The organism is Streptomyces sp. NPDC018947 (assembly GCF_044390505.1).
GTDB lineage: Bacteria > Actinomycetota > Actinomycetes > Streptomycetales > Streptomycetaceae > Streptomyces.
The window spans coordinates 63,568-74,949 of record NZ_JBIRZD010000007.1 but is presented as its reverse complement, the minus strand read 5'-3'; the positions used below and the strand labels follow the sequence as shown (position 1 = coordinate 74,949).

Genomic DNA, 11,382 nt, shown 5'->3' with positions numbered 1-11,382 from the left:
CGGTCTTGCGGGTCCGGCGGGGTTCGGCCTCGGCGGCGTCCGCCTCCGCCACCGCCTTCTTGCGCGTGCGGCGCGGCTTCGTCTCCACCGGGTCGGCGGCGGGCTCGGTCACACCCTCGGCCGTGTCGGCCGCGGTCTCGGCGGCGGCCGGAGCGGCGGCCTTGCGGCTGCGCCGACGCGGCTTCTCGACAGGAGCCTCGACGGCCGGAGCCTCGGCCACCGGAGCCTCGGCCACCGGGGCCTCGGCGACCGGGGCCTGGGCCACGGGTGCCTCGACGGCCGGAGCCTCGGCGACCGTCTGCTCGGCGGCCGGCGCCTCGACCGACTTGCGGGTGCGGCGGCGACGCGGCTTCGCCGGGGCCTCGACGGCCTCGGAGACCTCAGGAGCGCTGCCCTCCGCCGTCGTGACCGCGGTCTCGGCGGCGGGCGTCTCGGCGGGAGCGGCGGTCACCGGCTGCCGCGCGGGCTCACCGCCACGCGTACGGCGCCTGCGGCGCAGGGTACGGGGACCCTGCGCGGCGTCCGTGCCCGCCGCGGCGTCCGCACCGGCGGTCACGGCCTCCGGGGCGGTCGTCCCGGCCGGCGCGTCCACCTGCGCCCCGCCGCGCGTACGGCGACGGCGACGCGGCGTACGGGAGGACTGCTCGCGGTCGGCGGTGCGTGCCTCGTCCCGGCCGCCCCGGCCACCGCGTCCGCGGGCACCGCGCCCGCCCGGCTCGCCCAGGTCCTCCAGCTCCTCCGCCGCCAGCCCGGCACGGGTGCGCGCCGCGCGCGGCAGCACGCCCTTGGTGCCCTCGGGGATGCCGAGGTCGGAGAAGAAGTGCGGGGAGGTGGAGTACGTCTCCGGCGGGTCGTTGAAGTCCAGCTCCAGCGCCTTGTTGATGAGCTGCCAGCGCGGGATGTCGTCCCAGTCGACCAGAGTGATCGCCGTACCCTTGGCGCCCGCGCGGCCGGTGCGGCCGATGCGGTGCAGGTACGTCTTCTCCTCTTCCGGCGACTGGTAGTTGACGACGTGGGTCACGCCCTCGACGTCGATGCCGCGGGCGGCGACGTCGGTGCAGACCAGCACGTCGACCTTGCCGTTGCGGAACGCCCGCAGCGCCTGCTCGCGCGCGCCCTGGCCGAGGTCGCCGTGGACCGCGCCGGAGGCGAAGCCGCGCTGCTGGAGCTGGTCGGCGAGGTCGGCCGCGGTGCGCTTGGTGCGGCAGAAGATCATCGCCAGGCCCCGGCCCTCGGCCTGCAGTATGCGCGCGACCATCTCGGGCTTGTCCATGTTGTGGGCGCGGTACACGAACTGCTTGATGTTCGCGACCGTCGTGCCCTCGTCGTCCGGCGAGGTGGCGCGGATGTGCGTCGGCTGCGACATGTAGCGGCGGGCCAGTCCGATGACCGCGCCCGGCATGGTGGCCGAGAACAGCATGGTCTGACGGCGGACCGGCAGCATGTTGACGATCTTCTCGACGTCGGGCAGGAAGCCCAGGTCGAGCATCTCGTCGGCCTCGTCGAGGACCAGGCACTTGACGTGCTGCAGGTTCAGCTTCTTCTGGCCGGCCAGGTCGAGCAGCCGTCCCGGGGTGCCGACGACCACGTCGACGCCCTTCTTGAGGGCCTCGACCTGCGGCTCGTAGGCCCGGCCGCCGTAGATCGCGAGGACGCGCACGTTGCGCACCTTGCCCGCGGTCAGCAGGTCGTTGGTGACCTGGGTGCACAGCTCGCGCGTCGGGACGACGACGAGGGCCTGCGGGGCGTCGGTCAGGGACTCGGGGGCCGCGCGGCCCGCCTCGACGTCGGCGGGGACGGTGACGCGCTCGAGGAGCGGGAGGCCGAAGCCCAGCGTCTTGCCGGTGCCGGTCTTGGCCTGGCCGATGACGTCCGTGCCCGAAAGGGCGACGGGGAGCGTCATCTCCTGGATGGGGAAGGGATTGACGATGCCGACGGCCTCGAGGGCTTCGGCGGTCTCGGGGAGGATCCCGAGGGATCGGAACGTCGTAGTCAGGGTGCTGCCTCTTCTGTGTGCGCGGTGCGAGGCGAGCGCGGGGGTCGTGCCGGACCGTGCCGGGGACGTCGGCTGCCTTACGGGCGAGCCGTAGGACACGGGACCTCTGCCGACGCTCTAGCGCTCGTACCGCTGAGGGTCCCCCTCCGGATTCCTTACGCAGTGTGGCGTACGGCAGGGAGGGCTGTCGGGTCGGAGCCGATCGGGCCACCGACCGGGCATCCTCATGCGTGCGGCCCGACGAAGATGTCACGTACCCGTACGTCACATACTCGGCAGGCGCATTACCACCATACCCCGGAAACGCGCACACGCGATGGCCGATCCGGTCACGTAGTCGTCGTCACAGTGTCTGACCAGTCCCTTACCGTCCCGGCGGGCGGGCTATTGTGCGCTGCATGACGAGCTCTGACAAGCCTGGCAACGCCTCGGACGCCCCTGCCGAACCCACCGGAATCGCCGCCCTGGACTGGGCGACGGCCGCCGCCGACCCGCAGTACCGCGCAGCGGTCGTGGATCTGCTCGGCGCTCTCGCGTACGGCGAGCTGGCCGCGTTCGAGCGCCTCGCGGAGGACGCCAAGCTGGCGCCGACGCTGGGGGACAAGGCGGAGCTGGCGAAGATGGCCTCGGCGGAGTTCCACCACTTCGAGCGGCTGCGCGACCGGCTCGCCGAGATCGGCGAGGAGCCGACGGCGGCGATGGAGCCGTTCGTGGCCGCCTACGACGGCTTCCACAGGCAGACGGCGCCCTCCGACTGGCTGGAGGGCCTCGTCAAGGCCTACGTCGGCGACTCCATCGCCAGCGACTTCTACCGGGAGGTCGCCGCCCGGCTCGACTCCGACACCCGCGCGCTGGTGCTGGCGGTGCTGGACGACACCGGGCACGCGAGCTTCGCCGTGGAGAAGGTGCGCGCCGCGATCGACACCGACCCCCGGGTGGGCGGCCGGCTGGCGCTGTGGGCGCGGCGGCTGATGGGCGAGGCGCTGTCGCAGTCCCAGCGGGTGGTGGCCGACCGGGACGCGCTGTCGACGATGCTCGTGGGCGGTGTCGCGGACGGCTTCGACCTCGCGGAGGTGGGCCGTATGTTCTCCCGGATCACCGAGGCGCACACCAAGCGGATGGCGGCCCTGGGGCTGGCGGCCTAGGCGCAGCTCCGGGCGGCCCCGCTCCGGGCGCCGTCCGCGGCGCCCGGTCAGGCGGTGGCCGAACGGCGCCGCAGCCTTCCCGCGGGACGCAGCAGCAGGGACAGCGAGGCCGCGGAGACGGCCGCCGCGCCCATGAGCACCGGCAGCAGTCCGCCGCCGGCGCCCAGCGCGGTGTGGGTGACGAACGCCCCGAAGAGGGCCCCGGCCACACCCGTGGGCAGGACCAGGACGCGGGCGGGCAGACGATGGGGCAGGCGGCGGGCGGCGGCCCAGGCCAGGGCGAGGCCGAGAATCGCGGCGCTGAGCGCTTCCAGGAGCATGTCGGGGTCCCTCCCGTGTGGCCGGTCTGCCCGAAACGGTCCTAGCGGACCTACCCCTGACCTGCGGAATGCAATCCTCCTCCTGTGGGTGACCTGTGAGCGGCCGTGCCCGGCCCGTGCCCGGTGAACCCCGGGAGCCGTGTCCGGGCGGATCCCCCGGGAGGGCCGCGTACACGAAGGGCCCGGCGGTCTGGCGACCGCCGGGCCCTTCGTCGACACCTCCGTCGGCTACAGCGCGCCGAAGCCCACCTTGCGGGGGCTGGGCTCGCCGATCTCGACGTACGCGAGGCGGTCGGCCGGGACCAGCACCTTGCGGCCGTGCTCGTCCACGAGGCTCAGCAGCTGCGACTTGCCGGCCAGGGCGTCGGCAACCACGCGCTCAACCTCCTCGGCACTCTGACCGCTCTCCAGAACGATCTCGCGGGGCGCGTGCTGCACGCCGATCTTGACCTCCACGGCTATGTCCCTCCGACGGTCAGTGAAGTGCGCGATCTTCCGCGCCGTACCAGCACACATTAGCCCGGTGAGGGGACGTACACGCTCCGCCCCGGAACGCCAGGAGCGAACAGCGCCCGGGAACAAACCCCGGCCGGACGCCGAACACGCGACGGTCAGTGCTGGTCGGTGCCGTGCAGCGGGAAGCCGGCGATGCCACGCCAGGCGAGCGAGGCCAGGAGCTGGACCGCCTGGTCGCGCGGCACGCTGCGGTCGCTGTGCAGCCAGGAACGGGCCACCACCTGGGCCAGGCCGCCCAGCCCGGAGGCCAGCAGCATCGATTCGGCGCGGGAGAGGCCGGTGTCCTCGGCGATGACGTCGCAGATCGCCTCGGCGCACTCGTTCGTGACCTTGTCGACGCGCTCGCGCACCGCGGGCTCGTTGGTCAGGTCCGACTCGAAGACCAGGCGGAAGGCACCGCCGTCGTCCTCGACGTACGCGAAGTAGGCGTCCATGGTCGCCCGGACGCGCTGCTTGTTGTCGGTCGTCGACGCGAGCGCGTGCCGTACGGACTGGATCAGCGCCTCGCAGTGCTGGTCCAGCAGGGCGAGGTAGAGGTCGAGCTTGCCGGGGAAGTGCTGGTAGAGCACCGGCTTGCTGACGCCGGCGCGCTCGGCGATGTCGTCCATCGCCGCGGCGTGGTAGCCCTGGGCGACGAACACTTCCTGCGCGGCGCCGAGCAACTGGTTGCGTCGGGCACGGCGGGGAAGGCGTGTGCCCCGCGGGCGTACCGCCTCTGTCTGCTCGATGGCTGTCACGCCGCCTCCCAAAGTCGTCCTCGTGCGGTGTGCGCCGCGTCGCCATCGTACTTTTCGGTAACCGTGGTGTGCGCGTCGCGAGCGCAGAATTTCACGGACCGGACGGTGACGAAAGCCGCACGACAGGTTTCAAAAGCGATCAGACCGGGCAAAAATCGGCCTCCCTCCTGCTCGGCGGCCCTGATCGGCCGCCTCACGACGCCCGCGCTCCCGCGGTGCGACGCCCCCGCCTCAGCGGTAGTCGTCCTCGTCGTGCGAGACCACCCGGGCCTGTTCGACCAGGTCGGCCTCGTTGGCGCGGTCCGGCTCGATGCCGGCCAGCGAGTCGTCGCGGTCCGGGGCGATGTCCGCCTGCTGCTCGGCCGCGTCGGCGTCGGGCGCCTCTACCCCGAGTTCCTCGGGCTCCTGGGCCTGCTCGTCGAAGGTCTCCGGGTCGGAGGGGTCGACGGTCATGTTGGGCTCCCTTCCTACGGACGTCCCTGGGGGTGCAGGGGCCACATGCGGGTGCCCTCTCCATGAGCGTAGGAGACACCCGATCCGGCCGCCATGCGTCGTCTGTGCGCCGACACCAGTACCCGCCGTGCCCCGTGCCGCACCCGGTCCTGTGACGGCGAACACGTGATCCCCTGCGTGATCGTCTCGTAACATTGGCGCATGTCTTCGACCGAGCTGCCGTCCGTGCCGCCCGTCAACGTCCTGCCGAAGGTGGCGGCCGTCAAGACAGCGGAGGGCGAGCGACTCCGTTCGGTCCATCTGCCCGGCGTCACCTTGACGGTGCGTTCCAGGCCGCCGGCGCGCGAGGGCCTCGCGCCCGCGCTGTACGTCCACGGCCTCGGCGGGTCCTCGCAGAACTGGTCGGCGCTGATGCCGCTGCTGGACGACGTGGTCGACAGCGAGGCCGTCGACCTGCCCGGCTTCGGCGACTCGCCGCCGCCGGACGACGGCGACTACTCCGTCTCGGGCCACGCGCGCGCGGTCGTCCGCCACCTCGACGCCTCCGGCCGGGGCCCCGTGCACCTCTTCGGCAACTCGCTCGGCGGCGCCGTCGCCACGCGCGTCGCCGCCGTGCGGCCCGACCTCGTGCGCACGCTGACCCTCGTGTCGCCCGCGCTGCCGGAGATCCGCGTCCAGCGCAGCGCCGTGCCGACGGGGCTGCTCGCGCTGCCGGGAGTGGTGTCCCTGTTCAACCGGCTCACCAAGGAGTGGACCGCCGAGCAGCGCGTGCGCGGGGTGACGGCCCTGTGCTACGGAGACCCCGCGCGGGTGACGCCGGAGGGCTTCCGCAACGCCGTGGAGGAGATGGAGCGCCGGCTGCAACTGCCGTACTTCTGGGACGCGATGGCCCGTTCGGCGCGCGGCATCGTCAACGCGTACACCGTGGGCGGCCAGCACGGACTGTGGCGGCAGGCGGAACGGGTTCTCGCACCCACGCTGCTGGTCTACGGTGGACGCGACCAACTCGTCGGCCACCGCATGGCCCAGCGGGCGGCCCGTGCCTTCCGCGACTCCCGGCTGCTGACCCTGCCGGACGCGGGACACGTGGCGATGATGGAATACCCGCAGACCGTCGCCACGGCGTTCCGTGAACTCCTCGCGGACACCGAGGGGCCGGCGGTCGCCGACAGGACCGCCGGGGCCGTCGACGACGAGCCCGCCGACCAGACCACAGGAGGCTGAGGCGCGACGTGGGACGCCACAGCCGCCGCGGACCCGCCCCCAAGGGCGACCACGCGGACACCGCGGCAGTACGGGAGGGACGCCCCGGGGGGACGGGCCGCCGACGCCTGCCCGGACCGGGGGCGCCCGAGGCGACCGGGGAACCGGGAGCGCCTCAGCAGGGCGCGGCGCCGGGTGCCCCGATGCCGGGAGGGCCGACGTCCTACGGCGAGGCGCCCTACGGTGCGATGCCGGGGGGCTTCCCGGGAGGCACACCCGCGCAGGGGGTGCCGCGCGTCTTCGGCGGTGCGGCGCCGCAGGGGGCTCCACGGGGGCCGGGCGGCGCGTCCGCGCAGGGCGCCGGGTTCCCCGGTGGCACGCCCGCGCGTGGTGTGCCGAGGCTGCCGGACGGTACGCCCGCGCGTGGTGTGCCGAGGCTGCCCGACGGTACGCCCGCCCATGGTTCGCCGCGCGTCGGCGGGGGCGCGCCGATGCAGGGGGGTCCCGGGTTTCCGGGCGGCACGCCGGCGCGTGGGGTGCCGCGTGTTCGCGGCGGGCATCCCGAGCAGCGTGAACCGGGCGGGGGCTGGGGCGAGTTCCCCGGCCGGACCGGATCCGCGTACGGCACGTCCCCCGGGGCCGTCGCCGGCGTCCCCGCGGCGCCGGGCCGTCCCGGGCCGGGCACCGACGCCCCCGGCGTGCCCCTTCCCCGGCAGCGGCAGGCGCATCGGAACGGGCCGCGGCCCGACCTCGCGGATGCCTTCGGCGAGGAGGACGACGACGTCTTCGCCCGCCCCGCGCGCCGTGCCCCCGCCGCCGCGCAGGCGTCCGACCCGTACGGCTCCGTCACCGGCCAGAACTCCGCCGGCGGCCCCGGCGGCCCGGAATCCGGTGCCGACCACGCGCCGCCCACCGGGGAACCGGCGCCCGCCAAGGGTGGCAAGGGGCGGACCTTCACCGGCATCGCCGCCGCCGCCGTGACCACCGTGCTGGCGGTCGTGGTGGCCGGCCAGGTCACCGACGGCCAGGGCGGCGGCAGTGCGCGCGGACAGGCCGCCGCCGACCAGGCCCGCGACGCCCGCGACCCCGCGTCCCGCACGGACGACCGGCCGACCCCCTCCCCGTCCGGCGCCGCCGCGCCGCTGACGTACGAGCAGAAGATGGCCCGGACCTATCCGCTCGACGCCGCGTTCAAGGGCTCGGGGGAGTTCGAGGCGATCCCCGGTGTCGCCAAGGCGCCGGGGACGGGGCAGAAGTACACCTACCGCGTCGACATCGAACAGGGACTCGGGCTCGACGGCGAACTCTTCGCGGAGGCCGTGCAGAAGACCCTCAACGACAACAGGAGCTGGGCGCACAACGGCGCCCGCACGTTCGAACGCATCCACACCGGGCAGCCCGACTTCGTGATCACCCTGGCCAGCCCCGGCACCACCGCCACCTGGTGCGCGAAGTCCGGCCTGGACACCACCGTGGACAACGTCTCCTGCGACTCGGCCGCCACCGAACGCGTGATGATCAACGCCTACCGCTGGGCGCAGGGCGCGGAGCCCTTCGGCGACCAGATCCACGCCTACCGGCAGATGCTGATCAACCACGAGGTCGGCCACCGCATCGGCTACAACCACGTCACGTGCGACAAGGACGGCGAACTCGCCCCGGTCATGCAGCAGCAGACCAAGTTCGTCGACCACGACGGCATCGACTGCCGGCCCAACGCCTGGGCCTACCCCAACGGCTGACCGGCCCGGACGCGTCGCCCAGGGTAATCGCATGATCCCTTAGCGCGACCGAACGCGTTCCGCACGGGAAAGTTACGACCGTTCACCCCTTTTGGTGGCGCGATGGACAACCGTCCGTCGCGCCACCGCCATGTCCGCATACGTTCGTCCCGCTGCGAGCCGCCGGGCCAACGGCGGCTCCCCGGACGGGAGATCGGGGGTGCGCGCGTGCGCATCGGACTGCTTACGGAGGGTGGCTATCCGTATGTGAGCGGTGACGCCGGGCTCTGGTGCGACCGGCTCGTGCACGGGCTGGGGCAGCACGAGTTCGACGTCTACGCGCTCAGCCACGGCGCGCACCAGGAGCACAGCGGCTGGGTCCCGCTGCCGCCGCACGTCGGCCGGGTGCTCACCGCGCCGCTGTGGGACTCCGACGACGGCGGCCGAAGGGCGGGAAGCGACGGAGGGGCGTACGGTCGGCGCGCGCGCCGTCGCTTCGCCGAGTGCTACGGCGAACTGGCCGCCACCCTCTGCACGGCCGCCCCCCAGGGCCCGACGGGAGCGTCGGCGGAGGCCGCGGCGCTGGAGGCGGACCGTTTCGCCAACGCGCTCTACGGTCTCGCCGAACTCGCCCGCGACGAGGGCGGACTGACGGGCGCGCTCCGCTCGGAAACCGCCGTGCGCGCCCTCGAACGCGCCTGCCGCACGCCCGGCGCCCCCCGCCCGGCGCGTGAGGCACGCGTCCCCGATCTGCTGGCCGTCGCCGCGCGGATCGAACGAGCGTTGCGCCCCCTGTCGCTCGACTGGTACGACGCCGACCGGCTCGGCGCGGTCGACCTGTGCCACGCGGCCTCCGGGGGCACGGCGGCCCTGCCCGGCCTGCTCGCCCGGCACTTCCACGGCGTGCCCCTGCTGGTCACGGAGTACGGCGTGCGGTTGCGCACGCACTACCTCACGGACCCGGACGCGCCGCCCGCGATACGGTCCCTGCTGGCGGCCTTCCACGGCCGGCTGGCCGCCGAGACCTACCGCCGCGCCGCCGTGATCACCTCCGGCAACGCGCACGCCCGACGCTGGCAGGAGCGCTGCGGCGCCGAGCGTGCGAAGATCCGCACGGTCCACCCGGGCATGGACGCGACGCCCTTCGCGGAGGCCGGGGAGTCACCGGAGTGCGCCGACCCGCTCACCCTCGTCTGGGTGGGCCGCGTCGAGCCCGCCAAGGACCTGGTCTCGCTGCTGCACGCCTTCGCGGAGATCCGCAAGGAGGAGCCCGGGGCGCGGCTCAGGATCGTCGGCGCTCCCCCGGACGCCGAGGGCGCCGCCTACCTCGCCCACTGCAAGGCCCTCGCCGCCCACCTTTTCCCCGACGAGGCCGCGGGTCCGCACGCCGTCGGCGACAACCCCGTCTCCTTCGAGGAGACCGGCGGACCCGAACTGCCCGCCCGCGCCGACGCGTACGCCGTGGGCGCCGTCGTCGTCCTCTCCAGCGTCGTCGAGGGATTCCCGGCCGGGCTGGTCGAGGCCATGTTCTGTGGCCGGGCGACGGTCTCCACGGACGTCGGCGCGGTGGTGGAGGCCATCGGCGGCACCGGGCTCGTCGTTCCCCCGCGCAATCCCCGGGCGCTCGCCGAGGCGTGCGTCGCTCTGCTGCGCGACCCCGAGCGCCGTGCGCGCCTCGGAGCGGCCGCGCGTGCCCGCGCCCTGGAACTGTTCACCGTCGAGCAGAACATCGCGGCGTTCCACGGCCTCTACCTGGAGATTCTCTCGCGCACACCGGTCCGCCGCCTCGTGCTGGACGAGACCGGGGAGCCCCTGCCCTTCGCCGTTCCCGCCGAGGCGCACGTCCCCGGCCGCTGGACCGGCCCCGCCACCCGGGTCGTGACCCGGGGCGGCCCCGGCTGGGCGACTGACGCACCGGTGAGTGCCACGACCGCGGCCACCGAGGGGGCCCGATGAGCGGCCTCGGCGAACTCGACCGCCCCGCGGCACCGGACAGCCCCGGCGCCCGGGACGCACGCTCGCGGGAGTGCCCGGACGAGGCGGGCCCCGGCACGGAGGCACCCGCCGGCGGGCGTCCGGACACGGGCCGCACCGCGGAAGCGGGCGCCGCCGGCAAGCGGCCGCCGTACGCCGCCCGCCGTGCAGCCGACCCCGTCAAGGCCCTGATGCACCGTCACCGCGACCTGTGCGAACGGGCGGTCGACCCGCTGGAGATCGCCGCCGGCCTGGAGGCGCACGGCGTCACCGACCGGACCGCCGCCCGCTTCCGCCACCGGGACGTCTTCTCGCTCGCCGAGGAGATGTACGCCCGCGTCCCCCGCGACGGCGACACCCCCGCGCCCCCCGCCGCGCCGACGGAGCCCCGCGTGCGCGCCGGATGGATCGTCCTCGCCCTGCTGCCGGGCGTGCTGTGCGCCGCCGCTGTGGCCGCCCTGCGCCTCACCGCGGGACGCCCGCATCCGGTCGTCGTCGCGGCCGCCGCCCTCGCGGTGCTCCTCGCCCTGCGCGCGGCGCTGCGCCGGGGCCCGCTGAGCGCCGGCACCGGCACCGGCGCCGTCTGGACCTGCTGGTTGCTGGGGTACGCCCTTCTCGGTGACGGTCTGCTGAGCGCCGCCCTCACCGGAGGCCCCGACGGCCTGCCCGACGGCACCGCCGCCGGCCCCTGGCCCGTCACCGTCGTCCCCGTCGTCGCCCTCGCCCTGGCCTGCGCGCCCGCGGCGGCCTGCGCCCACCTCTTCGCCGTGCGTGCCCGCCGCAGACTGGCCGTCAGCCGCGGACTGACCGACTTCTCGGCCTCCGTACGGCCCCTGCTGCTCGGCACGTTCGCCCTGTTCCTGGCCGCCCTCACGGCGCTGCTCGCGCTGACCGCCGCGGCCCTCGGCGAGCCCGCCGACTACGCCCAGGCGCTCACCCTCGGCGCGCTGCTGCTGCCGGCCCGCCTCCTCGCCGTTCACGGCTTCGGGCGCTCCGCCAGGCTCGTCCTCACCGCCACGGCCGCCACCGAGGCGGCCGCCGTGGCCACCGTCCTCGCCGGCCGCCTCCCCGGCTGCGACGTCCTCGCCGCCCCCGTGGAGGCCCTGGTCACCGCCTGGGGGCCGGCCGGCGTACCGACGTCCGCCTGCGCCCTCGGCGCCCTGACCCTCCTGGTCCACGCGTCCCGCCGCCTCACCAGGGCATCCGCCCACGCTCCGCGGAGCAGCCGCGATGACCGCGTGCACCCGGACACCCCCCCCGCACACGTCCCGCACCACCGTCTGAAGGAGACCCCCAGATGACCACCTCCCGACCGGA

The 11,382-nt window shown here is 74.7% G+C and carries 10 protein-coding genes; 5 read left to right on the top strand and 5 right to left on the bottom strand.

Translation table 11 applies throughout. The annotated features are described in order from the left end of the window. Positions 1–1,903, bottom strand: a 1,903-nt coding sequence (locus ACH499_RS15330; protein WP_399016113.1) for a DEAD/DEAH box helicase, incomplete at its 3' end; no start/stop codon positions are given. A 491-nt stretch (positions 1,904–2,394) separates the two neighbouring features. On the opposite strand from ACH499_RS15330, the gene ACH499_RS15325 reads away from it, so the two are divergent. Further along, a complete protein-coding gene (locus ACH499_RS15325) occupies positions 2,395–3,141 on the top strand; it encodes a ferritin-like fold-containing protein (RefSeq protein ID WP_356199640.1) in 747 nt (248 codons plus the stop codon). Positions 3,142–3,188: 47 nt separating this feature from the next. Here ACH499_RS15325 and ACH499_RS15320 read toward each other — a convergent pair whose 3' ends face one another. The 4 genes from ACH499_RS15320 to ACH499_RS15305 all read right to left on the bottom strand — a co-directional run bounded on the left by ACH499_RS15320 (position 3,189) and on the right by ACH499_RS15305 (position 5,167). Further along, on the bottom strand, positions 3,189–3,461 hold the full coding sequence (locus tag ACH499_RS15320) for a hypothetical protein (RefSeq protein ID WP_356199638.1): 273 nt from the start codon (positions 3,459–3,461) through the stop codon (positions 3,189–3,191). Between the two features lie 228 nt (positions 3,462–3,689). Further along, the gene (locus ACH499_RS15315) at positions 3,690–3,917 is read right to left on the bottom strand and encodes a DUF3107 domain-containing protein (protein ID WP_356199637.1); all 228 of its coding nucleotides are present in this window, start codon (positions 3,915–3,917) and stop codon (positions 3,690–3,692) included. A gap of 155 nt (positions 3,918–4,072) precedes the next feature. Beyond that, entirely contained in the window at positions 4,073–4,714 is a 642-nt protein-coding gene (locus ACH499_RS15310) for a TetR/AcrR family transcriptional regulator (protein ID WP_356199635.1), read from the bottom strand. Positions 4,715–4,945: 231 nt separating this feature from the next. After that, complete coding sequence (locus tag ACH499_RS15305) at positions 4,946–5,167, bottom strand: hypothetical protein (RefSeq protein WP_399016110.1); 222 nt, start codon at positions 5,165–5,167, stop codon at positions 4,946–4,948. A 201-nt stretch (positions 5,168–5,368) separates the two neighbouring features. On the opposite strand from ACH499_RS15305, the gene ACH499_RS15300 reads away from it, so the two are divergent. The 4 genes from ACH499_RS15300 to ACH499_RS15285 all read left to right on the top strand — a co-directional run bounded on the left by ACH499_RS15300 (position 5,369) and on the right by ACH499_RS15285 (position 11,366). Next, complete coding sequence (locus tag ACH499_RS15300) at positions 5,369–6,391, top strand: alpha/beta fold hydrolase (RefSeq protein ID WP_399016107.1); 1,023 nt, start codon at positions 5,369–5,371, stop codon at positions 6,389–6,391. A gap of 8 nt (positions 6,392–6,399) precedes the next feature. Next, positions 6,400–8,112, top strand: coding sequence for a DUF3152 domain-containing protein (locus ACH499_RS15295; protein WP_399016105.1), 1,713 nt, complete (start codon positions 6,400–6,402; stop codon positions 8,110–8,112). A 207-nt stretch (positions 8,113–8,319) separates the two neighbouring features. Further along, a complete protein-coding gene (locus tag ACH499_RS15290; protein WP_399016104.1) occupies positions 8,320–10,047 on the top strand; it encodes a DUF3492 domain-containing protein in 1,728 nt (575 codons plus the stop codon). Beyond that, positions 10,044–11,366, top strand: coding sequence for a hypothetical protein (locus ACH499_RS15285; protein WP_399016102.1), 1,323 nt, complete (start codon positions 10,044–10,046; stop codon positions 11,364–11,366). The genes ACH499_RS15290 and ACH499_RS15285 overlap by 4 nt, the downstream gene beginning before the upstream one ends. Positions 11,367–11,382 lie beyond the last annotated feature (16 nt).

Excerpts from the sequence above, each read along its gene's own strand:
- ACH499_RS15285 (WP_399016102.1), top strand. The coding sequence starts at position 10,044 with ATGAGCGGCCTCGGCGAACTCGACCGCCCCGCGGCACCGGACAGCCCC.
- ACH499_RS15300 (WP_399016107.1), top strand. The coding sequence starts at position 5,369 with ATGTCTTCGACCGAGCTGCCGTCCGTGCCGCCCGTCAACGTCCTGCCG.
- ACH499_RS15325 (WP_356199640.1), top strand. The coding sequence starts at position 2,395 with ATGACGAGCTCTGACAAGCCTGGCAACGCCTCGGACGCCCCTGCCGAA.
- ACH499_RS15305 (WP_399016110.1), bottom strand. The coding sequence starts at position 5,167 with ATGACCGTCGACCCCTCCGACCCGGAGACCTTCGACGAGCAGGCCCAG.
- ACH499_RS15320 (WP_356199638.1), bottom strand. The coding sequence starts at position 3,461 with ATGCTCCTGGAAGCGCTCAGCGCCGCGATTCTCGGCCTCGCCCTGGCC.